Origin of the sequence: Promicromonospora sp. NPDC060271 (assembly GCF_042726755.1) — a bacterium.
GTDB lineage: Bacteria > Actinomycetota > Actinomycetes > Actinomycetales > Cellulomonadaceae > Promicromonospora.
The window spans coordinates 30,131-51,714 of sequence record NZ_JBHXBG010000008.1 but is presented as its reverse complement, the minus strand read 5'-3'; the positions used below and the strand labels follow the sequence as shown (position 1 = coordinate 51,714).

At 73.6% G+C, this 21,584-nt stretch carries 17 protein-coding genes; 1 reads left to right on the top strand and 16 read right to left on the bottom strand.

The window, feature by feature from the left end; genetic code table 11:
• Window positions 1–83: 83 nt before the first annotated feature.
• The 8 genes from ACFWE2_RS02665 to ACFWE2_RS02630 form a co-directional block, all read right to left on the bottom strand.
• Window positions 84–3,782 carry an error-prone DNA polymerase gene (locus tag ACFWE2_RS02665; RefSeq protein WP_377222657.1) on the bottom strand — a complete coding sequence of 1,233 codons (3,699 nt, stop codon included), beginning with the start codon at window positions 3,780–3,782 and terminating at the stop codon, window positions 84–86.
• Window positions 3,775–5,469: a DNA polymerase Y family protein gene (locus ACFWE2_RS02660; RefSeq protein WP_377222656.1), complete on the bottom strand. Its 1,695-nt coding sequence runs from the start codon at window positions 5,467–5,469 to the stop codon at window positions 3,775–3,777. The genes ACFWE2_RS02665 and ACFWE2_RS02660 overlap by 8 nt, the downstream gene beginning before the upstream one ends.
• A complete protein-coding gene (locus ACFWE2_RS02655; RefSeq protein WP_377222655.1) occupies window positions 5,466–6,524 on the bottom strand; it encodes a hypothetical protein in 1,059 nt (352 codons plus the stop codon). The genes ACFWE2_RS02660 and ACFWE2_RS02655 overlap by 4 nt, the downstream gene beginning before the upstream one ends.
• Window positions 6,525–6,923: 399 nt before the next feature.
• Window positions 6,924–7,394: a MaoC family dehydratase gene (locus ACFWE2_RS02650; RefSeq protein WP_377222654.1), complete on the bottom strand. Its 471-nt coding sequence runs from the start codon at window positions 7,392–7,394 to the stop codon at window positions 6,924–6,926.
• Window positions 7,391–8,140, bottom strand: coding sequence for a 3-oxoacyl-ACP reductase FabG (fabG, locus tag ACFWE2_RS02645; RefSeq protein WP_377222653.1), 750 nt, complete (start codon window positions 8,138–8,140; stop codon window positions 7,391–7,393). Before fabG ends, ACFWE2_RS02650 begins: the two co-directional genes overlap by 4 nt.
• 51 nt (window positions 8,141–8,191) lie before the next feature.
• A complete protein-coding gene (locus ACFWE2_RS02640; protein ID WP_377222652.1) occupies window positions 8,192–9,319 on the bottom strand; it encodes a zinc-binding dehydrogenase in 1,128 nt (375 codons plus the stop codon).
• Complete coding sequence (locus ACFWE2_RS02635) at window positions 9,319–10,542, bottom strand: acetyl-CoA C-acetyltransferase (protein WP_377222651.1); 1,224 nt, start codon at window positions 10,540–10,542, stop codon at window positions 9,319–9,321. Before ACFWE2_RS02635 ends, ACFWE2_RS02640 begins: the two co-directional genes overlap by 1 nt.
• A 69-nt stretch (window positions 10,543–10,611) precedes the next feature.
• Window positions 10,612–11,811 carry an acyl-CoA dehydrogenase family protein gene (locus tag ACFWE2_RS02630; RefSeq protein ID WP_377222650.1) on the bottom strand — a complete coding sequence of 400 codons (1,200 nt, stop codon included), beginning with the start codon at window positions 11,809–11,811 and terminating at the stop codon, window positions 10,612–10,614.
• Between the two features lie 142 nt (window positions 11,812–11,953).
• Here ACFWE2_RS02630 and ACFWE2_RS02625 point away from each other — a divergent pair, with 142 nt between their 5' ends.
• Window positions 11,954–12,373 carry an acyl-CoA thioesterase gene (locus ACFWE2_RS02625; protein WP_377222649.1) on the top strand — a complete coding sequence of 140 codons (420 nt, stop codon included), beginning with the start codon at window positions 11,954–11,956 and terminating at the stop codon, window positions 12,371–12,373.
• A gap of 8 nt (window positions 12,374–12,381) precedes the next feature.
• Here ACFWE2_RS02625 and ACFWE2_RS02620 read toward each other — a convergent pair whose 3' ends face one another.
• The 8 genes from ACFWE2_RS02620 to ACFWE2_RS02585 all read right to left on the bottom strand — a co-directional run bounded on the left by ACFWE2_RS02620 (window position 12,382) and on the right by ACFWE2_RS02585 (window position 21,548).
• On the bottom strand, window positions 12,382–14,067 hold the full coding sequence (locus tag ACFWE2_RS02620) for an AMP-binding protein (RefSeq protein WP_377222648.1): 1,686 nt from the start codon (window positions 14,065–14,067) through the stop codon (window positions 12,382–12,384).
• Entirely contained in the window at window positions 14,064–15,353 is a 1,290-nt protein-coding gene (locus ACFWE2_RS02615) for an acyl-CoA dehydrogenase family protein (RefSeq protein ID WP_377222647.1), read from the bottom strand. The genes ACFWE2_RS02620 and ACFWE2_RS02615 overlap by 4 nt, the downstream gene beginning before the upstream one ends.
• On the bottom strand, window positions 15,353–16,459 hold the full coding sequence (locus ACFWE2_RS02610; protein WP_377222646.1) for a phosphotransferase family protein: 1,107 nt from the start codon (window positions 16,457–16,459) through the stop codon (window positions 15,353–15,355). The genes ACFWE2_RS02615 and ACFWE2_RS02610 overlap by 1 nt, the downstream gene beginning before the upstream one ends.
• A gap of 73 nt (window positions 16,460–16,532) precedes the next feature.
• Window positions 16,533–17,831 (bottom strand): ABC transporter substrate-binding protein, encoded by a 1,299-nt coding sequence (locus ACFWE2_RS02605; RefSeq protein WP_377222645.1) that lies wholly within the window; start codon window positions 17,829–17,831, stop codon window positions 16,533–16,535.
• A gap of 5 nt (window positions 17,832–17,836) precedes the next feature.
• Window positions 17,837–18,988 (bottom strand): branched-chain amino acid ABC transporter permease, encoded by a 1,152-nt coding sequence (locus ACFWE2_RS02600; RefSeq protein WP_377222644.1) that lies wholly within the window; start codon window positions 18,986–18,988, stop codon window positions 17,837–17,839.
• Window positions 18,985–19,884, bottom strand: coding sequence for a branched-chain amino acid ABC transporter permease (locus ACFWE2_RS02595; RefSeq protein WP_377222643.1), 900 nt, complete (start codon window positions 19,882–19,884; stop codon window positions 18,985–18,987). The genes ACFWE2_RS02600 and ACFWE2_RS02595 overlap by 4 nt, the downstream gene beginning before the upstream one ends.
• A 69-nt stretch (window positions 19,885–19,953) precedes the next feature.
• Window positions 19,954–20,670, bottom strand: a complete 717-nt coding sequence (locus ACFWE2_RS02590; protein ID WP_377222642.1) for an ABC transporter ATP-binding protein — start codon at window positions 20,668–20,670, stop codon at window positions 19,954–19,956.
• Window positions 20,667–21,548: an ABC transporter ATP-binding protein gene (locus tag ACFWE2_RS02585; protein WP_377222641.1), complete on the bottom strand. Its 882-nt coding sequence runs from the start codon at window positions 21,546–21,548 to the stop codon at window positions 20,667–20,669. The genes ACFWE2_RS02590 and ACFWE2_RS02585 overlap by 4 nt, the downstream gene beginning before the upstream one ends.
• Between the last annotated feature and the right edge of the window lie 36 nt (window positions 21,549–21,584).

Here is a 21,584-nt window from a genome sequence, read left to right as displayed (position 1 = left end):
GCACCGCTCCACGATCCGTGCGGGAGCCCGGCCGGGTTCCCGCACGGATCGCTACGCCGTCGCCGCCGTCGCCGCCGCGCCGCCTACCGGAAGTCCCGCGACCGCGCCGGGACCGTGAGCGTCAGCGTCGCCAGGTGCTCCGCCACCAGGTTCACCGCGCCGTCGGCCGCCTCGATCCGGCCGCGCACCACCATGGCCTGCGCCGACCGTGCGACCTTCCGGAACCGCTGCCACAACCCGACGCTGCAGATCACGTTGAGCAGCCCCGTCTCGTCCTCCAGGGACAGGAAGGTCACTCCCCCGGCCGTGCCCGGCCGCTGCCGGTGCGTCACCACCCCGCCGACGGCGATCCGGCGCCCCTGCTCGGTGGCGATCGCCTGCGCCACGGTGAGCACCCCCGCCGCCTCCAGCCCTGGGCGCACGTGCTGCGTCCGATAGGAATCGGGGGTGACGCCGGTGGCCCACGCGTCGGCCTGGGACAGCTCGAGCTCGCTCATCCCGGGCAGCGTCGGGGCGTCGACGCCGACGCTGACGCCGGGCAGCGTCGTCGGCCCCTCCTGGCCGAGCGCGCCCGCCGCCCACAGGCCCTCCCGCCGGTCGATGCCGAGCGGCTCCAGCGCGCCGGCCGTCGCGAGCGCCTCGAGCTGTGGTGTGGACAGTTCGACCCGCCGGACGAGGTCCCGCAGCGACGCGAACCCGGAGCCGGCCGAACCGCCGTCCGTGCCTTCGGTGGTCGAGCCCGTCGAGGCCCGTGCCGCCACGATCTCCTCCGCCTTGTCCTTGCCGATGCCGCGCACGGACTCCAGCCCCATGCGGACGGCGAGCGCCGGGTCGGCCCGGACGAGGTGGGCGACGGGGGTCTCGACAGGCTCGACCGGCGAAGAGGGATCCACCCGCTCCACGCTGGCCAGCACCCGCGACTGCGTCACCGACGGCCGCAGCACGCGTACCCCGTGCCGGCGGGCGTCGGCGGCGAGGGACTGCGGCGAGTAGAACCCCATGGGCTGGGCCGCGAGCAGCCCCGCGTAGAACGCGGCCGGATGGTGCACCTTGAGCCACGAGCTCGCGTACACGAGGTAGGCGAAGGAGTAGGCGTGGGACTCGGGAAAGCCGAAGTCGGCGAAGGCCCTGAGCTTCTCGAAGATCTCCTCCTGCACCTTGGGCGGGATCTTGTTCTCGGTCATCCCCGCGTAGAGCCGTTCGCGCAGTGCCTCCATGCGCTCCTGGGACCGCTTGGAACCCATGGCACGCCGCAGCTCGTCGGACTCCTTGGGCGTGAAACCGGCGACGTCGATCGCCATCTGCATGAGCTGCTCCTGGAACAGCGGCACGCCCTTGGTGCGGCCCAGGGAGTTCTCGAGCAGGGGGTGCAGATACTCCACGTCCTCCCGGCCCCGCGCCCGCTCGATGTACGGGTGCACCGACCCGCCCTGGATGGGGCCGGGCCGGATGAGCGCCACCTCCACGACGATGTCGTAGAAGGTCTCGGGCCGCAGGCGCGGCAGCGTCGCCATCTGGGCACGGGACTCCACCTGGAACACGCCTACGGTGTCCGCGGCGCACAGCAAGTCGTAGACGGCGCGGTCCTCCTGCGGCAGCCCGTGCAGCGTGAGCGTCTTACCCGTGTGCTCCTCGACGAACTCGAACGCGTACCGGATGGCGGTCAGCATGCCCAGGCCAAGCAGGTCGAACTTCACCAGCCCGGCGTCCGCGCAGTCCTCCTTGTCCCACTGCAGCACCGTGCGACCCTCCATGCGGGCCCATTCCACGGGAACCACCTCGATCACCGGACGGTCACACATCACCATGCCGCCCGAGTGGATGCCCAGGTGCCGGGGCAGGCGGAGCATCCGGTCGGCGAGATCGAGCACGTCGTCGGGGATCTCCCCCTCCTCCGCGGCCGACGGCGGCGTGCGGAACGGCACGACGTCGTGAGTGTCGTCGGCCCGGGCCGGCCGGGGGTCGCCGGGGGCGCGCGGCTCCTCGGCGAGCACGTCGACGAAGATCCCGGGGCTGCCGTCGTTCGTGCGTCCCGGCCCGGCGTGCCCGGCATGCGGGCGCGGTTCCCGCGGACCCCACAGCGCAGTCATCCGGGCATCCTTGGCCGCGGTCTTGTTCTGCGGTTCGGCCAGCGGCGTCGACGATCCCACCGTGCCGCCGTCTGGCACCGTGCCGGCGTCGGGGAGCCGGACAGGCGCTCTACTTCGGCGAGCTGCCTTCGGCGAAGTAGAGCGGGTGTCCGCGGGCGGCTTCAGCGACCCCCAGCGCTCGATCGACTTGGACCAGGCGTCCTGCTGCCCGATGTCGTAGCCGAGCGCGCGGGCGGCGTCACGCACCGCGGAGCGCGGGCGGTAGGAGATCACGTTGGCGACCTGCGCCGCGTGCGTGCGCCCGAACTTCTCGTAGACGTGCTGGATCACCTCCTCGCGGCGCACCGACTCGATGTCGACGTCGATGTCCGGCGGCCCGTCCCGCTCCGGCGCGAGGAACCGCTCGAACAGCAGCCCGTGCTTGACAGCGTCGACCGCCGTGATGCCCAGCGCGTAACAGACCGCCGAGTTGGCGGCGCTGCCCCGGCCCTGCGCGAGGATCCCGTTGCGGCGGCAGAAGTCCACCAGGTCGTAGACCACCAGGAAGTACCCGGGAAAGTTCAGATCGATGATGACCTTCAGCTCGTGGTCGATCTGCCGCCACGCCTCCGGGTTGCTCCCGGGCGGGCCGTAGTACCTCGTCGCGCCCTGGTAGGTGAGCTCACGCAGCCAGGAGGCCTCGTCGTGGCCCTCGGGAACGTCGTACGGCGGCAGGTCGGGGGCGATGAGCCTGAGGTCGAACGCACACTCCTCGCCCAGCGCCGCCGCCGTCGGCACGGCCTGCGGGTGCCTGTGGTGCAGGCGCGCCATCTCCGCGCCGCTGCGCAGGTGGGCGGTGGGCGCGCCGGGCAGCCAGCCGTCCAGGTCGTCCAGCGAGGAGCGGGCCCGGACGGCGGCGAGCGCCCCCGCGAGGTCGGCGCCCCGGGGGCGCGCGTAGTGCGCGGCGGTGGTGGCGACCAGCGGCAGCCGCGCCTCTTCGGCCAGCAGGGCGAGCGCGTCGTGCAGCTCGGCGTCCCGGGGATCCCCGCTAGCGGTGATCTCGACGGCAACATTCTCCCGCCCAAAAGCATCGATCAACCGCCCGACCTCCCACCGCGCCCGGTCCAACCGATCCCCCCGACTCTCCCCCCACCGTTGAGTGCTGGGTATTTGCCCTGTCGGAACGTTTCGAGAGGACAAATATCCAGCACTCAACGGGGCTGTCAGGGCCTGGCGGACGGCGCCCTTGCGGCAGCCTGTGAGGACCAGCCACTCGCCTTTTGACGCCTCGCCCAGGGTTTCCAGCGTGTAGTTGGCCGCGCCCTTGACGCCCGCGTCCAGGTGCGCGGTGCCGATCGCGCTCGACAGGTTGCGGTAGCCGTGCTCACCGCGCGCGAGCACGAGCAGGTGCGTGGCGCGCGGGTCGGGGGTCCCGGTGGGCGGGTCGAGCACCGGGGCACCGTTCGCGCCCGGGGCCGGGAGGTGCAGCTCCGCCCCGAACGAGGTCTTCAGCCCGACCTTCTTCGCCGCCTCGGAGAACCGCACCACCCCGTACAGCCCGTCGTGGTCGGTGATCGCGAGCGACGTCAGCCCGAGCCGCGCACCCTCGGCCGCGAGCTCCTCGGGGTGGGACGCCCCGTCCAGGAAGCTGAACGCGGAGTGCGCGTGCAGCTCGGCGTACGGCACTCCGCCGGTCAGCACGCCATCAGTCATAGAGCGCCTCCAGGGACCATTCCCCCGCGGACGACGCCAACAGCAGACCGAGCTCCGGAGTCCCCGCGACGTCGATCACCACCTGGAGGAACACACGGCGTTTACCCCGAGGCGTCCACCACCGCTCGGCGACGGGCCACGGTCCGGCCCAGTCGACGACCAGGGCGTCAAGGCCGCTCCACGCCCCAGCCGCCGCACCGCCACCCGCGCCGTCTCCCCCACCCGACCCCTCACCGGGCACGACGACGCGCGCCGGGTCCCCGCTGACCGCGAGCCGCACGTCGACGACGACGGGCCGCCCGGCGCCGTCGAGCACGTACGCGGGGACCGGCTCCGGCAGCACGACGGACGGCGCGGGCGGCGGCAGGGCGCCGGGCCATGGTCGGTCGGGGTCGCGCTCCGGCGGGACCTGCTCGCCGAAGGGGACGAGCTGGACCCGGTCCCGGGGATCACGGCCGCCCTGGAGCCGGACGGTGAGCACGGCATCGCCGCCGGCCAGCGCCTGCACCCGCTCGACGGCGCGGCGCGCCCGCAGGTCCTCGCCCGCGCCGGGCCCCCACAGGCGCGGCTGCAGCGCCCCGGCGGGCGCCACCTCCTCCGCCGCCAGGGTCAGGCCCGCGATCGGGGCGGGCGCGACCCCCTGCCCGAGGGACGACGCCGTGAGCCAGCCCTCGAGCTGCCAGCGCACCCGGTCGGTGATCCGCGCGGCCGACAACCCGCCGAGCGTGTCGTCGGTGCGCCACAGCCGTTCCAGGGTGCGCGCCTCGCCCGTGACCGGGTCGACGGCGCGCGCCGTGATCCGCAGCCGCCCGCAGGCCAGGCCACCCCGGCTCAGGTCGTCGTGCAGACGTTCGGCCAGGCGGCGGGCCGCGAACGTGGCGACGTCGACCCGGTGCGCCGGCGGGTCCAGCTCCTCGGTGACGGTCAGGTCCTCCTCGAGCCGGCGCCGGGCCGGCGGCCGCACGTCCTGCCCCCTGGCGAGACGCTGCGCCCAGACGCCGAGGTCACCGAAGCGGGCGGCGACGGCGGCGTCGGGCAGCGCGGCCAGCTCGGCCAGGGTGCGGATGCCGAGGCGGCGCCACAGGTCGACGAGCTCGGTCAGCGTGCGGTCCCCGGGCCGGGCGTGCACGAGGACGGCCGCGGGACGCGCCGCGAGATAGTCCCGCGAGGCCCCCGGCGGCACGACGTCGTCCTCACGGGCCGCGAGCACCGCGGCGAGGAACCCGTCGGCGACCCCTACCTGGCACTCGTGACCGGTGCGGACGGCGACCTGCTCGGTCAGCTCGCGGGCCAGGTCACGCTCCGAGCCGTGGTACCGCGCCGCGCCGCCCGACGGCAGCAGGAGCAGGCCGGGGCGGGCGATCTCCAGCCCGGAGACCACCGTCTCGGCGGCCACGGCGACCGGCTCGAACTCGCGGGCGTCGCGGGCGTCGTCGGCGGTCCAGAGCTGCAGGTCGGGACAGCGGCCCTGGGCCTCACGACGACGCATGCCGCGGCGCACCCCTGCGCTGCGGGCCGGTGCGGACACCGCGACGATCCGCCCGCCGGGACCGCCCGTGACGGCCGCGGGCGTCTCTGGGCCCAGGCCGGCGACGACCAGGGCCGCGACGACGGGCCAGTCGGGTACCCAGAGGCAGGCGGTGCGGGTGGCCGCTCCCGCCGTCGTGGGGCCGGAGCGGTCGGTCATCCGACGAGCTCCAGCCGCGGACGGCGTGCGGAGCCCTCGCCCGGCGACCCCGGGACGGAGCCCCGGTCACCGGAAGGCTCGACGACGCCGGCCGCTTCTCCGCCGAGCGCTCCCCCGCCGGCCGTTCCTCCGACCAGACCTCCGCCGACGGCCCGGCACACCGGCACCTCGACGTCCAGGTGCAGGGGTCGCGCAGCGTTCCCCCGACCGGTGCGCCGCACCCGCAGGGTCCGACGCCGCAGCCAGCCCGCCCCGTGATCGACCCCGGCCCAGTCCCCCTCGGTCGCCTCGAGCACCACATGTGCCCCGACCCAGCCGGCACCCCCGGCCCCTTGTTGAGTGCTGGATTTTCGCCCTGTTGACGGCCGGTGGAGGGGCAAATATCCAGCACTCAACGAGGGGTGGGGGGTGGGGAGGGCGGCTACCAGGACCGTTCCGCGGTCGCGGGCCCGGGTCGTCAGCCGACGGCGGTCCTGCTCCAGCAGCGCGACCTCCGGCCCGATCACCACGATGTCCATGCCGTCGATCAGCGCGGCGAGCACCGCGGGCGCGTCGACGCCCGACCCGGCAGGCAGCGGCACCACGAGGGTGCGCGCCAGGTCGCACCCGGCGTCGGCCGCCGCGGCCATCCCGGCGGCCGGGTAGCCGACCAGCACCGTCCAGGCACCGTCGCGGGACGCCTCGGCGAGCAGGGTGAGCAGGAGCGACGTCGAACCCTGGACCACGACCGTTGTACCGGCACGCAGGCCGCCGTCGGGCAGGAGGGACGCGAGACGCGGGTCCACCGGCAGGACGCGGGCGTCCCCGTCGGCGGGGTGGCCGACGGGGTGGTCGGCGGGGTGGTCGGCGGGCCCTGCAGCGAGGGGTTCGGAGCGGACCGCCTGGACGGTCCGCGCGGCCGTGGCCTGCTTCCGCACGCCGGTGCGCACCTCGGCGGACCGCAGGGCCGCGAGCGCCCGGGCGTGCCGAGTGGCGACGGTGTGGTCGGCGTCGGCGGTGTCGGCGGCATCGACGTCGAGGGCGATCGCCTCCGAGGACGCGGTGACAACGGTCATGACCCTCCAGCGATGGTGTCTGCCGGTGGTGACCGGATCGGTCGAGCACCCCATCGAACGCGCGTTCGATAGAACACCAGTACACATCTCGGGGAGTGCGCCTGTCAAACCATCGACCTCGCAACACTGCGGGACCTCCGCGGCCTCCATCACCCGTAGGGCAGGTGCCAGGTCTGCTGAACTGCGTTCGGCTGCGCCCCGGGTTTGCGGGCGTAGCCGAACAATTCAGCTCAGGTGAACTAGACGGGGCCAGGGCGAACAAAATTCAACGGACCTGGCACCTGCCCCTCGGGTCTACCTTGCTCTGGGGCCACTCCCACCTCGCCGCTGGACTGCCGAGCCGCTGGCTGGCCGGCACCGTACTGGCAGCCCAGCAGCCCGACAGCCCGACAGCCGCGTTCAGGCCTCCGGCACGTAGAGCGACAGCGTGTGCGCGACCAACGCCGGCTTCTCGGAGCCCTCGATCTCCACGGTGACCTTGGCGGCCAGCCGTACGCCGGTGGGTGCCGGGTCGGCGGAGAGGATCTCGGTGTGGGCCCGCACGCGCGAGCCGGCCGGCACCGGGGCGAGGAACCGCAACCGGTCCAGGCCGTAGTTCATCACCATCGCGGCACCGCCCACCGAGATGAGCGGCGCCGCCAGGTGCGACAGCAGCGACAGGGTGAGGTACCCGTGCGCGACGGTGGAGCCGAACGGTCCAGCGGCCGCCCGCTCGACGTCGAGGTGGATCCACTGGTGGTCCTCGGTGGCGTCGGCGAACGCGGCGATCCGCTCCTGGGTGATCTCGAACCAGTCACCGGTCGCCGTCCGACCCACGACGTCCGCGAGGGCCGCCGGCGAGTCGACGGTGATGACCTCACCGACGCTCACGCCTTCGGCCCGCCCGCCACGTACAGCACCTGGCCCGAGACGAACCCGGACTGCTCCGCGCAGAAGAACGACACGGCGTTCGCGATGTCCTCGGGCTGCCCCACGCGCCCCACGGGGACGTCCTTCGCGGCCACGCCCAGGTAGTCGGCCAGCGGCACGCCGATGCGCTCGGCCGTCTCGCGGATCATGTCGGTCTCGATCACCCCGGGGGCGACGGCGTTCGCGGTGACACCGAACTTGCCGAGCTCGATCGCCAGGGTCTTGGTGAAGCCCTGCATGCCCGCCTTGGCGGCCGAGTAGTTGGCCTGGCCGCGGTTGCCGAGCGCGGAGGTCGAGGAGAGGTTCACGATGCGGCCGAACCCCGCCTCCACCATGTGCGCCTGCACGGCCCGGGTCATGAGGAACGCGCCCCGCAGGTGCACCCCGAGCACGGAGTCCCAGTCGCCCACGGACATCTTGAACAGCAGGTTGTCGCGCAGGATGCCGGCGTTGTTCACCAGCACCGTCGGCGCGCCCAGCTCGGCGGTGACCCGGGCGACGGCGTCGGCCACCGACTGCTCGTCGGCGACGTCGACGCCCACGGCGAGCGCGCGGCCGCCGTCGGCCACTATGGCTTCCGCCGTGGCCTTGGCCTGCTCCTCCAGCAGGTCCAGGACGGCGACGGCGTAGCCGTCCTTCGCGAGCCGGTGGGCAGTGGCGGCGCCGATGCCGCGGGCCGCTCCGGTGACGATGGCAGTGCGGGTCATGAGGTGTTTCCTCTCGTTGTGAACGATGGCAGGTGAGCCAGGAATGACAGGTCAGAAGGTCACGAGCTGCCGCAGTGCCGCACCGGAGGCGAGGCGGTCGAACGCGGCGGGCAGGTCGTCCAGGGCGATGCGGTCGGAGACGAGCCGGTCCAGGGGTAGCCGGCCGGCCCGCCACAGCTCGACGTAACGCGGGATGTCGCGGCTGGGCACCGCCGACCCGAGGTAGGAGCCCACGACGGTGCGGGCCTCGGCGGTGAGGCTGAGCGGCGAGATGCTCGCCCGGGCGTCGGGGTGCGGCAGCCCCACGGTGACGGTGGTCCCGCCGGGTGCGGTCAGCGCGTAGGCGGTCTCGAAGGCCCGGGCCGAACCCGCGGCCTCGATCACGACCGGCGCACGCAGCCCCTGTTCGACGGCCTCCTGCGGCCCGACGGCGGTCGCCGCACCCAGCTCGCGCGCCAGCTCCAGCTTGGCGGGCACGGCGTCGACGCCGATCACCTCGTGCCCGAGCGCGACGGCCACCAGGAGCGCCGCCATGCCGACGCCGCCCAGGCCCACGACGGCCACGCGGTCGCGCGGTGCGGGCCGCCCGGCGTTCACGACGGCGCCGCCGCCGGTCAGGACCGCGCAGCCGAGCAGGGCGGCGACGTCGGGCGGGACGTCGTCGTCCACGGGCACCACCGAGGTCTCGGACACGACGGCGTGGGTCGCGAACGCGCTCACCCCGAGGTGGTGGTGCACCTCCTGCGCCCCGCCGGCCCGCACCCCGCCGGCCGGGACGGAACGGCTCAGCCGCCGTCCGCCACCCACGAGCGTCCCGGCCCCGTTGGCCGCCGACCCCACGGAGCAGGGCAGCCGCCCGTCGGTGGCGCACTGCGCACACTCCCCGCAGCGCGGCAGGAACGTCATCACCACCCGTTGCCCGATCGCGAGCCGCGCACCCGCGCCAACGCCCTCCACGATGCCGGCCGCCTCGTGCCCGAGGAGCATCGGCACCGGCCGCACACGGTTGCCGTCCACCACCGACAGGTCCGAGTGGCACAGCCCGGCCACCTCGATCCGCACCAGGACCTCGCCGGCCTGTGGCGGGTCGAGCTCCAGCGGCCCGACCGTCACCGGCCGGGACTCCGCGTAGGGCGCTGGCGCGCCGCAGCGCTCCAGCACCGCACCGGTGATCCGCATCAAAGCTTCTCCAGCACCATCGCCATGCCCTGGCCGCCGCCCACGCACATCGTCTCCAGACCGTACCGGCCCCCGGCGTCCGCGAGCGCGTTGATCAGGGTGGACGTGATGCGCGCCCCGGTCATCCCGAACGGGTGCCCGACGGCGATCGCACCGCCGTTGACGTTCAGCCGCTCGTCGGAGACGCCGAGCTCGCGCGCCGAGGGGATCACCTGGGCGGCGAACGCCTCGTTGATCTCGACACGGTCCATGTCGTCGACGGTGAGCCCGGCGCGGGCCAGCGCCTGCCGGCTGGCGTCGACGGGGCCGAGGCCCATGATCTCGGGCGACAGGCCGCTGACCCCCGTGGACACGATGCGGGCCAGTGGCCGCAGGCCCAGCTCGTCCACGATCCGGTCCGAGACGATCACGAGCGCCGCGGCGCCGTCGTTCAGGGGGCAGGCGTTGCCCGCGGTGACCGTGCCGTCGGGGCGGAAGACCGGCTCCAGCGTCGCGAGCTTCTCGACGGTGGTCCCGGCGCGCGGGCCGTCGTCGGCGGACACGACGGTGCCGTCCGGGAGGGTGACGGGGGTGATGTCCCTGGCCCAGAAGCCCGCCGCGATGGCGGCCTGTGCGCGCTGCTGGCTGCGGGCGGCGAACTCGTCCTGGTCCGCGCGCGTGACGCCGCGCAGCGCCGCGACGTTCTCCGCGGTCTGGCCCATGCTGATGTACGCGTCGGGCAGCACACCCTCCAGGCGCGGGTCGGTCCACGGCCCGGTCCCCGCCCCGGCCCGCTTCTCGGTACGGGCCAGCGCGTCGGCGAACACGGGGTTGTGCAGGTCAACGCCCGGGATGTAGTCGCTCGACCCGGTGGCGAACGAGCTGACGGACTCGACGCCCGCGGACACGAAGACGTCGCCCTCGCCCGCCTTGATGGCGTGGAACGCCATGCGCGTGGTCTGCAGGCTGGAGCTGCAGTAGCGCGTCACGGTCGCGCCCGGCACGGTGTCCCAGCCGCACAGCACCGCGACGATCCGGGCCATGTTCATGCCCTGCTTGCCGCCGGGCAGCCCGCAGCCCAGCAGCAGGTCGTCGATCCGGGCCGGGTCCAGCCCCGGCACCTGTTCGACGGCGGCGGCGACCATCATGGCGGCGAGGTCGTCGGGGCGGACGTCCTTCAGCGACCCCTTGTGCGCCCGCCCGATGGGCGAGCGGGCGGTCGCGACGATGTAGGCCTCGGTCATAACTCCTCCTTGAGCTGTGCTGCGACGATACTGCGACGACGGCGTGCCGCGACGGTAGAACGGCGAGGCTCAGACGAACGCCGCGTGGCCCGTGATCGCCCGGCCCACGATGAGCTGGTTCATGTCCTTTGTGCCCTCGAACGTGTACACGGCCTCGGCGTCGGCGAAGAACCGGGCCACGCCGTGGTCGAGCGTGATGCCGTTGCCGCCGCACGCCTCGCGGCACAGCGCGACGGTCTCCCGCATCCGGGTGGTGACGAACGCCTTAGCCATCGCGGCGTGGGCGTCGGTCTGGGTGCCGTCGTCCTGGAGCTGGGCCACGCGCACGCACATGGCGAAGCCCGCGGTGACGTTCGCGTAGGCGGTGGCGAGCTTGTCCTGGACGAGCTGGTAGCTCGCGATCGGGCTGCCGAACTGCTCGCGCTGCTTGGTGTACGCCACGGCGGCCTCGTAGGCGCCGACCATGGTGCCGAGCGCCTGCCAGGAGACGCCGTCGCGGGTGATCCGCAGGACCTTGGCCAGGTCACGGAAGCTGTTGATGTGCGCCAGGCGGTCAGCCTCGTGCACCTCTACGCCGTCGAGCACGATGTCCGCGTTCTGCACGATGCGCAGGGACTGCTTGCGCTCGATCTTGGTGGCCGTGAAGCCCGGCGTGCCCTTGCGCACCAGGAAGCCCTTGACCTGGTCGTCGGCGGTGTCCTTGGCCCAGACCACCACGACGTCGGCGAACGTGGCGTTGCCGATCCAGCGCTTGGCGCCGTTCAGCACCCAGGTGTCGCCCGTGCGGGTGGCGGTGGTGCGCAGGCCCTTGGCGGTGTCGGAGCCGGCCAGCGGCTCGGTGAGCCCGAACGCGCCGATGAGGTCGCCGCGCGCCATGGGCGGGAGCCACGTGGCGCGCTGCTCGGCGGAGCCGCCGACGCCGATCGACGTCATCGCCAGGCCTCCGGACACCCCGATGAAGGTGCAGAAGGACGAGTCGACGCGCGCCGTCTCCATGCCGACCCAGCCGCGGAACACGGCGCTGGTCTCCTCGCCGTGCGTCTCGGCCCAGCCGGACCCGATGGTGCCGAGCTGCGCGTAGGGCTTGAACAGGTGCACGGGGCACTCGGCGCGCTCCCAGTAGTCGTCCGCGATGGGGCGCACCTCACGCTCCATGAACTCGCGGACGGCCAGCGCCTTCTTCTGCTCGGCCGGGGTGAGCAGGTCCTGGAACGAGTAGAAGTCGGCCTCCAGGATGTCCGTGCGGGGTGAGGCGGGTGCGAGCGTCATCGGTCCTCCGATCGTCGTCGATCTGGCTGGTCGGTACTGGTCCCGGCGCTGGCGGTCAGCACCGACCGACCAGTCGGTGTCCAGTATGCATCAATCGTGAATATGTTGCACGGCTCCCTCCGAGCGGGTCTACGCTGCCGACATGGGCTATCGGCACCCCTTCCCGCTGCGCTGGAACGACAACGACCAGTACGGCCACATGAACAACACCGTCTACTACGAGGCCATGGACACGGCCGTGAACACGTGGCTCATCCGGCACACCGGTCTGGACCCGGCAGGCGACGTGATCGGGCTCGCCCGCGCGTCGTCGTGCGAGTTCCTGGCCCCGGTCTCCTTCCCGGACGAGATCGAGGTGGACGTCGCCGTCGGCCGCCTCGGGCGGACGTCGCTCACCTGGGACCTGGCGATCCTCCGCGCGGGCGCGCCCGACCGCGGCGCGCCGTACGCGACGGGCAGCTTCACGCACGTGTTCGTCGACCAGACCGCCCGCCGCCCGGTCCCGGTCCCGGACCGGGTACGCGCGGCGGTCGAGGAACACCTGCCCCCGCTCGCGCGGTAGTCCGACCGTCACGCCGAGTGCCGGGCCGTCAGCTCGCGCTTGAGGACCTTGCCGCTCGGGCCCAGCGGCAGGTCCGCGGACACGTGCACCACGCGTGGGTACTTGTACGCCGCCACATGCTCCTTCATGTAGGCGACCACGGCGTCCGGGTCGACGTCGGCCCCGTCGGAGGGCACGACGGCGGCGTGCACCTCCTGCCCGTGCGCCTCGTCGGGCACGCCGAACACCGCCGCCATGGCGACACCCGGGTAGCGGGTCAGCACGGCCTCGACCTCCGTGGGATACACGTTGTAGCCGTTGCGGATGATCATGTCCTTCTTGCGGTCGACGATCGTGACGATGCCGTCCGCGTCGACGGTCCCCAGGTCGCCCGTACGGAACCAGCCGTCCACGACGGCCGCGGCCGAGGCGTCCGGCCGGCCCAGGTACCCCTTCATCAGGTTGTGCCCGCGCACCACGATCTCGCCCAGCTCGCTGGTCCCGCCGGCCGCCGAGCCCGGCGCCGGGGCGGGCAGCAGCTCCACCCGGCCCTCCACCTCGGCGACGGCAACGGCGACGTCGACACCCCACATCGAGCGGCCGACGGTCCCGGGCCGGATCGGCTCGGACGTCACGTTGAAGGTGCACGACGGCGACGTCTCGGTCAGCCCGTACCCCTCGTGCACCTGCACGCCGTACGCCTCCTCGAACGCCTCCAGCAGCGACACCGGGAGGGCCGCCCCGCCGGAGACGGCGAACCGCAGCGGGGGCCGCGCCGCCGAGCGCCGCGCCGCCTCGACCATGCCGGCGAAGTTGGTCGGCACCGCCGTGAACACGGTGGCGCCGTGAGCCACGAGCAGCTCGAGGGCCTTGTCGGGGTCGAACGCGGGCAGCAGGATGATGGCCGCCGCCCGCCGGAAGGCCATGTTCAGCACCGCCATCTGGCCGAACGAGTGGAAGAACGGCAGGCCGCCGTAGACGACGTCGTCGGGCCGCAGGTCGAACGAGTCGATCAGGGAGCAGTGCACCTGCTCGACCATCGCCAGGTGCGACCCCACCGCGCCCTTCGGGGTGCCCGTGGTGCCGCTCGTGTACAGGATCGTGGCTGCCGCCAGCGGGTTCGTGCCCACGTGCCGCTCGATCGGGGTCGCGGCGGCCGCCTCGTCCTCGAGGCGTGCCACCGCGGTGCCCTGCTCGGCGAGCTGCCGGGCGGCCGACTCCGGCAGCAGGACGGTCACCAGCGGCACGCCGGCCCGCGCGGCGGCGGGCGCGGCCTCCGCCAGCATCGGGGCGGCGACCACGACGACGTCGGCCCCCGCGTCCTGCAGGACGAACTCGATCTCGTCGCCGCGGAACAGCAGGTGCACGGGGACCACGACGGCGCCGAGCGCGAGCGTCGCGTAGTAGACGCGCGCGAAGTCGGGGACGTTCGGCACGATCATCGCCACGCGTGAGCCCGGCCCGATCCCGCGGGCCGCGAGCGCCCCGGCGTACGCGCGGGTCTGGTCCCAGAGGTCGCCGTAGGTGGTGGCCTGGCCCATGAAGTACAGCGCGGTGCGTTCGGGGAACCGGCCAGCGGTCTCGGCGAGGATGCTCGCGATCGAGAGGGTGCCGTAGCCGGGGCCGTCGACCGCGCGGTCGACGGCACGATCGACAGCTCTGTCGGCGGTGCGGCGCGCGACGGGCTCGGGCAGGACACCTGGGGTGTGTGTCATGTCGGGTCTCCTTCCGGGGAGGGGTGGGGGGCGGGCTGGGTCAGGAACGGTGCGCGACGGCGGAGCTCGGCCCGGCCGAGGGACGCGAGGTGCACCTCGTCGGGGCCGTCGGCCAGCCGCAGGGTGCGCACGCCCGCGAACAGCTCGGCCAGGGGGTGGTCGCCGGAAACCCCCGCGGCGCCGAACACCTGGACGGCGCGGTCCAGGATCTGCCCGACGGCGCGGGGTACCGCGATCTTGATGGCCTGGATCTCGGTCATCGCGGCCTTGTTGCCCACGGTGTCCATGAGCCAGGCGGTCTTGAGCACGAGCAGGCGCAGGGACTCGATCTCGATGCGCGAGAGGGCGAGCCATTCACGCACGACACCCTGGTCGGCCAGCGGCGCGCCGAACGCGACCCGCTCGCCGGCCCGCTCACGCACCAGGTCCAGGGCGCGTTCGGCCGTGCCCAGGGCGCGCATGCAGTGGTGGATGCGGCCCGGTCCGAGGCGGGCCTGCGCCATCGCGAACCCCTCGCCCTCGCCGCCGAGCAGGTTCGTGGCGGGGACCCGGACGTCGTCGAAGACGATCTCGGCGTGGCCGCCGTGGTCACGGTCGTCGTAGCCCAGCACGGTCAGGCCACGCACGACGGTGACGCCGGGGGTGTCGCGGGGCACGAGCACCATCGACTGCTGCCGGTGCCGGGGCGCCGCTGTGCCGGACTCGCCCGTGGCGGTCCTGCCCATCACGATCAGCAGCCCGCAGTCGGGGTTCATGGCGCCGGTGGCGAACCACTTGCGGCCCGTGATCACGTACTCGTCGCCGTCGCGCACGATGCGCGTCGCGATGTTCGTGGCGTCCGACGACGCGACGGCGGGCTCGGTCATGCAGAACGCGGACCGCTGTGCGCCGTCCAGCAGCGGGTCCAGCCACCGCTCGCGCTGCTCGGGCGTGGCGAAGTGCGCGAGCAGCTCCATGTTGCCGGTATCGGGGGCCGCACAGTTCATGGCGACGGGCGCGAGCCTTGGGCTGTAACCGGTGAGCTCGGCGACGGGCGCGTACTGCAGGTTGGTCAGGCCGCCGCCGCGTGCGCCGGCCGGCCCGCCCGGGGGCAGGAACAGGTTCCACAGCCCGCGCTCGCGTGCGGTGGCCTGCAGATGGCGCACGACCGGCCGGAAGGACCAGTCGCCGGGGGTGGCGGCGAGCTGGCCGGCGAGCACGGGCTCGGCGGGCAGCACCTCGTCCGCGACGAACTCCCTGACCCGCCGGGTGATCTCCTGCGTGGTGGTGTCGGGGGCGAAGTCCATCAGGCTCCTCCTGCTGTCGTGGTGGCGGTCCTGGGCGGGGTGTCGGCGAGCCGGTCCAGCCCCTCGGCGGCGAGAGGTTCCACCAGCTCGCCGATCCGGTCGAACCCGGCGCCGACGGTCTGGCCGCCGGTGAACCGGTAGTGGATGCCCTCGAGGATGACCGCGAGCTTGTAGCAGGCGAACGCGCGGTACCAGGAGAGGTCGGGCACGGCGATCCGGGCGCGGGCGGCGTAGGTGTCGATGACCTCGTCGAAGTCCGGGTAGCCGGCACCGGGCACGATCGCCCCTGGCACGACGTCGACCCCCGCGGAGGTGGTCAGCTCCCGGATGCGCCAGTACATGCCGAGCATGCCGAGGTCCACGAGCGGGTCGCCGAGGGTCGCCATCTCCCAGTCCAGCACCGCCGCGATCCGCGGGGCGTCGGGCGGGCCGGCCACCAGCACGTTGTCGAGCCGGTAGTCGCCGTGCACTATCCCGGTGCGCCCGCCGTCGTCGGGCACCGCCGTCCCCAGCCGCGCCTGGAGCGTGTCCAGGAGCGGCTGGGGCCGCGAGCGGGAGGCGTCGTACTGGCGCCGCCAGGTCTTCAGCTGGCGCTCCAGGTACCCGGCGGGTCGCCCGAAGTCGGCGAGCCCCACCGCCGCGGGATCGGTGGCGTGCAGGTCCGCGAGGACCTCGGCCAGCTCGACGCCGAGCCGGCCGAGCCCCGCGCGGGTCCAGGCCGCGTTGTGCTCCGGGCGGGCGAGCACCGTGCCCGCCACGTGCTCCATGACGAAGAACACCGTGCCCGTGACCTCGGCCCGGTCCGTGTCGTCCACCACCGCGACGGTGCGCGGCACCGGGATCGTCCCCGCCAGGGCGGTGATGACCCGGTGCTCGCGCCGCATGTCGTGCGCGCTGGACAGCACGTGCCCCAGCGGCGGGCGCCGCACCACGAGCGGGAGCGCGGCGCCGTCCACCCGGTAGGTGAGGTTGCTGCGCCCGCCGGTGATGAGGCTCGCGGTCAGGCCCGGGCCCGCCTGGTCTGCCTGGCCCGCCAGCTCCGGGTGCTCCCGGGCCAGCCAGGCGGCCAGGCCCGCGACGTCCAGGCCGGGTGGTTCGTGCGTCATGGTTCCCCTCTCGTGCGCCCGAGGTCGTCGTGCGCGGTGTTCCTGGTGCCCCCTGCCCTCGCACGGGACGGTGTCATTCAGCGGCCGGGATGCCCTCGTTCTCGAGCGGCGCCTGCTCCGGTTCGACGGCGGTGGCGCCCGCCTCGGACACCTCGTAGGCGCTGTCGGTGAAGTCCTGCGCGCCGCCCGACACGACGGCGATCCGGACGGTGCGGTGCCCGAAGTGGTCGTCCGCGGAGTAGGTCAGCGGCGCGATGCCGTTACCGCCCAGCTCACCGGACTCCACCGCCGCCACTATCGACTCCCTCGTCGGGTTCTCGCCCGCCGCGGCGAGCGCCTCGGCGAACTGGTAGCCCACACTCATGCCGTAGGTGGTGTTGCCCGTGTAGGGCGCGCCGTCGTTGTACTCCTCGTTGATCCGGGAGAACAGCTCGTACCACTCGGACGACGGGCTGTTGGGCAGGTAGTTCACCGACACCAGACCTTCCAGCGCCGGTGTGCCTTCCTCGCCCAGGTACTCCGCGAGCGTCGGGTAGTCGGCACCCGAGGAGGAGACGTGCCACTTGGGGAACCACTCCATCTGCGCGGCCGTGCCGACGGCGAGCGCCGTGAAGCCGTTGATCGTGCCGAGCACGTTGTGCGTGCAGCCGGCCTCCTTCATGGCGCCGAGCTGTGCGGTGACGTCCTGGTCGGCCGTCGAGTAGGTCTGGTTGGTCGCGACCTCGCCCGCGCCCAGCACGAGCTCGACGCCCTGGAGGATGCCCGCGCCGAAGTCGTCGTCCTGCCCCAGCACGCAGACGACGGCGTCCGGATCGGTGTCCAGCGCGTGCTGCGCGAGCGCCGCGCCCTCGGTCACGTAGTCGGCGTTGAAGCCGAACGTCTTCGGGTACTCGTCCGGCTGGTTCCAGGTCAGGGAGCCCGAGGCGACGAACAGGTCGGGCACGCCGTTCTGGTCCAGGTAGTCGAGCACGCTGGAGTGCGTGGGCGTGCCGAGCCCGTTGACGATCGCGAAGACCTCGTCCTCCTGGACCAGCTCGCGCACGACGGTCTGGGTGTTGGCGGGGTTGTAGCCGTCGTCCTTGACGACGTACTCGATCTCGCGGCCGTGGATGCCACCGTTGGCGTTGACGTACTCGAAGTACGCGGCGGTGGCCGCCGAGATGGACGCGAAGCCTGCCGCGGCCGGTCCCGTGAGCGGCTGGTGCGTGCCGATGACCACCTTGTCGTCGGTGACGCCGGGAACCTCGGCGGACGCGGGGGTGGAGCAGGCCGACAGGGCCGCGGCGGCGGACAGTCCCATGGTGGCCGCGATGGCGGTGGACCGTGCGGTGGGTCGTGCGGTGGGTCGTGCGGTGGATCGTGTGGTGCGCATTCCGATCACCTCTCTGTGTTCTGGAAGGGCTGCGTGTTCTGGGAAAGCTGCGTGTTCTGGGAAAGCGGTGTGTTCTGGGAAAGCTGGGCGTTCTGAAAGGGCTGTGCGTTCCTGGAAGGCCTTCTGGTCCGGAGCAGTCGCGAGAGCCCGCCCGGCCAGAGCACGGTGACGACGACGACCACCACGCCGAACAGGACGATCTCGAGGTTTCCCTGCAGCCGGTGCCCGAGGTCGGCGGGCAGCCCTGCGGTGGTCTGGTCGACCACCCAGGGCAGCAGCGTCACGAGCACCGCCCCGATGGCGGCCCCGCCGAGCGAGCCCAGCCCGCCGACCACGGCTGCGACCACGAGCAGCAGCGAGAACCCGAGCCCGTACGCCCCCGGGCTGACCTGCTGCGTGACGATCGCGAGCACCACGCCGCCCAGGCCCGCGGCGAGCGAGCTGATCACGAACGCGCCGGCCTTGACCCGGCCGGGGTCGACGCCGGCGAGCCGGGCCGCCGTCTCGTCGTCGTGCACCGCGCGCATGCGCAGACCGGCGCGCCCCGCGCGCAGGGCGACCAGGGGCGTGACGACGCAGGCGGTCACAGCGATCGCGAGCCAGGCGTGCCACTGCTCGACCGCGATGAGGGCGGCGAGCGCGTCGGGCACGGGCACGAAGGGGGCGCTGATGCCCTGTGCCCCCGACAGCCCGGGGATCGCGCTCGCCGCCGAGGGCAGCGCGATCACCAGGGCGAGCGTCAGGCCCGCGAGGTAGGGGCCGCGCAGCCGGGCCGCCGCGAGCCCGAGCAGCAGGCCGAGCGCACCCGAGGCGACGAGCGCCCCGGCCACCCCGGCGAGCAGGGGCAGCAGCCAGCCGACGACGCCGTCGGCCACCTCTCCCCCGGCCCCGGCCAGCGCGCCCGCCACCCAGGTAGCGGTCAGGGCGTACCCGTACCCGCCGGCGGCCATCAGCACCGCGTGCCCGAGGGAGAGCTGTCCGGTGAGGCCGACCAGCAGGGTCAGGCCGGCGACGGCGGCGAACACCCCGGCGGAGGTCGCGAGCTGGTAGTTGCGGTAGGGGTCGAGCAGGAAGGTGGCGCCCAGCGCCAGCAGGGTCAGCAGGCCGGCACGCGGCAGGAGCCCCATGCCGCCGGTCTTCAGGTAGTGGGTCCTCATGCTGTTCGCGCCTCCCTCGCGGCGAAGAGTCCGTGCGGTCGCACGAGCAGCACGACCGTGAGCAGGGCGAGCACCGCGAGCGGCGCCGCAGCGGCCGACGCGTACCCGGTCACGAGGCTCGCGAGCACGCCGACGACCAGGCCGGCGACCAGTGCCCCGACCGGCGAGTCCAGCCCGCCGATGACGGCGGCGGCGAAGGCGTTGACGAACAGCACGTCGGCGGCGTGCGGGTCCAGGCCGAGCCCGGTGGGCACCAGCAGAAGTGCCGCGAGCGCCGCGGTGGCGACGGAGAGCATCCAGCCGAGGGTCACCATGCGGGGCACGCGGACGCCGAGCAGCCGGGACGTCTCGGGGGCGAAGGCGGCGGCGCGCAGCCGGAGGCCGACGGAGGTGCGGTTGAACAGGATCGCGAACCCGCCCATGACGACGGCGGCCACGACCAGCACGAACAGGTCGTAGGGGCTGAGCACGCCGACCCCGCCGACGGCGAACGGCCGCTGCGAGAAGGGTGCGTGCACGGGCCGGTGGTCGGGCCCGAAGGCGATGGCGAGCCCGGCCTGGAGCACCATGACCAGGCCGATGGCCACGATGATGCCGGGCAGCGGGTTGTCCTGGGGTACCAGGCGCAGGAGCCATCGTTCGACGACGGCGCCGAGCAGCGCGCCGGTCACGAGGGCGCAGGTCAGGCCGAGCCAGTAGGAGCCGCTCGCCGCCGTCACGGCGAACGCCACGTACACGGGCACGATCGCCATCGCGGCCTGGGCGAAGTTCACCGCCCGCGCGGCCCGGTAGACGATCACGAGCGACAGCGCGAAGAGCGCGAGGACGGCGCCGCGCGCCAGCCCGGTCGACATCAGGAACACGAGTCTTTCCACGGCGGGATCCATCTCGGTCATGTCGCCACCTCGGAGGCCATGTCAGAAGCCATGTCAGAAGCCATGTCAGAAGCCATGTCAGAAGCCATGTCAGAAGCCGAGGTAGGCGTGGCGGAGGGCGGGGTCGGCGGCCAGCTCGGCGGCCGGGCGGTCGGCGACGACCTCCCCGAGGGACAGGACGACGCCGCGGTCGGCGACCGACAGCGCGCCCGTGACGTTCTGCTCGGCCAGGAGCACCGTGAGGCCGGTGGCCTCCGCCTGGTCGCGCAGCACGCCGAGGAGCTGGGCCACCACGAGCGGCGCCAGCCCGAGCGACGGCTCGTCGAGCAGGAGCACGTCCGGCTCGCCGACCAGGGCCCGTGCGAGCGCGAGCATCTGCCGCTCGCCGCCGGACAGGGTGTGGCCGGCCGCGTCGCGGCGTCGGGCCAGCGGCTCGAACAGCTCGTACATCTGCCCGACGGCGGCCTCACGGGCCGGGCCACGGTGCCTCCAGAGCGCGCCGAGCCGGAGGTTCTCCGCGACGGTCAGCTCGGCCACCACGCTGCGCCCCTCGGGGACCAGGGCCAGGCCGCGCCGCACCCGGTCCTCGGTGCTCAGGCGCGTCAGGTCCGCGCCGTCGAGCAGCACGCGCCCGCCGCGCACGGGGACCAGTCCCAGCAGGGAGCGCAGCAGCGTCGTCTTGCCCGCGCCGTTGGCCCCGAGCAGCGCGACGACGCCGCCGTCGGGCACCTCCAGCTCCAGGCCGTCCAGCACGGGGGCGCCGTCGCCGTAGCCGACGGTGAGCTTCTCGATCGTCAGGGTGCTCACGCGCTCTGCTCCCGCCCGGACGTCCCGCTGGTCGAGCTTGTCGATACCGGCACCCCCAGGTACGCCTCCTCGACCGCGGGGTCCCGCCGCACCTCGTCCGGCGTCCCGCACGCGATGACGTGCCCGAAGTCGAGCACCACCACGCGGTCGGCCACGTCCATCACGAAGTCGACGTGGTGCTCCACGAGCAGCACGGCGCACCCACCGGCCGACACGGTGCGCACGGTCTGCGCGAGCTGGTCGATGTCGCCGGACCCGAGCCCGCCCGCCGGCTCGTCCAGCAGCAGGAGCCGCGGCCGGGTGACCAGCGCGCGGGCCAGGGCCACGCGCTTGCGCTCGGGGTAGGGCAGCGTGCCGGCGGGGGCGCCGGCCGACGCCGTCAGCCCGAGGGCGCCGAGCACCTCCCGGACGACGTCCGCGCTCGCGCCGCCGTCCGCCCGGACGCTCGTCAGCGGCACGAGCACGTTCTCCAGCACGGTGAGGTGGTCGAACAGCCCGAGGCCCTGCAGGGTCCGGGAGACCCCGGCCCCGAGCAGCCCCGTCGCCGACGACGGCGCGGGCGCGCCACCCACGCGGATCCTGCCCCGCCGGGTGCGCACCAGGCCGCAGACCGCGTTGAACACGGTGGTCTTGCCGGCGCCGTTGGGGCCGATCAGGGCGACCGTCTCGCCGTCGGCGACGGTGAAGGACACGTCGTCCAGCGCGGTGAGGCCGCCGAACGTCACGGTGAGCCCCGAGACCTCCAGCCGAGGCGGGCTCTCCACTGCGTTGTCGGGCGCTGCGTTGTCGGGCGCCGCGTTGTCGGGCGCCGCGTTGTCGGGCGCCGCGTTGCCGGGCGCCGGGTCGTCGGGCGCCGTGCTGCTCGACGTCGTTGTCATCGGCACTTCCTCGTCTCGTCACGCTGATAAACCGAC

Coding starts and splice junctions, on each gene's coding strand:
- ACFWE2_RS02665 (WP_377222657.1), bottom strand. CDS start 3,782: ATGACTGATGGCGTGCTGACCGGCGGAGTGCCGTACGCCGAGCTGCAC.
- ACFWE2_RS02660 (WP_377222656.1), bottom strand. CDS start 5,469: ATGACCGACCGCTCCGGCCCCACGACGGCGGGAGCGGCCACCCGCACC.
- ACFWE2_RS02655 (WP_377222655.1), bottom strand. CDS start 6,524: ATGACCGTTGTCACCGCGTCCTCGGAGGCGATCGCCCTCGACGTCGAT.
- fabG (WP_377222653.1), bottom strand. CDS start 8,140: ATGACCCGCACTGCCATCGTCACCGGAGCGGCCCGCGGCATCGGCGCC.
- ACFWE2_RS02640 (WP_377222652.1), bottom strand. CDS start 9,319: ATGCGGATCACCGGTGCGGTGCTGGAGCGCTGCGGCGCGCCAGCGCCC.
- ACFWE2_RS02635 (WP_377222651.1), bottom strand. CDS start 10,542: ATGACCGAGGCCTACATCGTCGCGACCGCCCGCTCGCCCATCGGGCGG.
- ACFWE2_RS02630 (WP_377222650.1), bottom strand. CDS start 11,811: ATGACGCTCGCACCCGCCTCACCCCGCACGGACATCCTGGAGGCCGAC.
- ACFWE2_RS02625 (WP_377222649.1), top strand. CDS start 11,954: ATGGGCTATCGGCACCCCTTCCCGCTGCGCTGGAACGACAACGACCAG.
- ACFWE2_RS02620 (WP_377222648.1), bottom strand. CDS start 14,067: ATGACACACACCCCAGGTGTCCTGCCCGAGCCCGTCGCGCGCCGCACC.
- ACFWE2_RS02615 (WP_377222647.1), bottom strand. CDS start 15,353: ATGGACTTCGCCCCCGACACCACCACGCAGGAGATCACCCGGCGGGTC.
- ACFWE2_RS02610 (WP_377222646.1), bottom strand. CDS start 16,459: ATGACGCACGAACCACCCGGCCTGGACGTCGCGGGCCTGGCCGCCTGG.
- ACFWE2_RS02605 (WP_377222645.1), bottom strand. CDS start 17,831: ATGCGCACCACACGATCCACCGCACGACCCACCGCACGACCCACCGCA.
- ACFWE2_RS02600 (WP_377222644.1), bottom strand. CDS start 18,988: ATGAGGACCCACTACCTGAAGACCGGCGGCATGGGGCTCCTGCCGCGT.
- ACFWE2_RS02595 (WP_377222643.1), bottom strand. CDS start 19,884: ATGACCGAGATGGATCCCGCCGTGGAAAGACTCGTGTTCCTGATGTCG.
- ACFWE2_RS02585 (WP_377222641.1), bottom strand. CDS start 21,548: ATGACAACGACGTCGAGCAGCACGGCGCCCGACGACCCGGCGCCCGGC.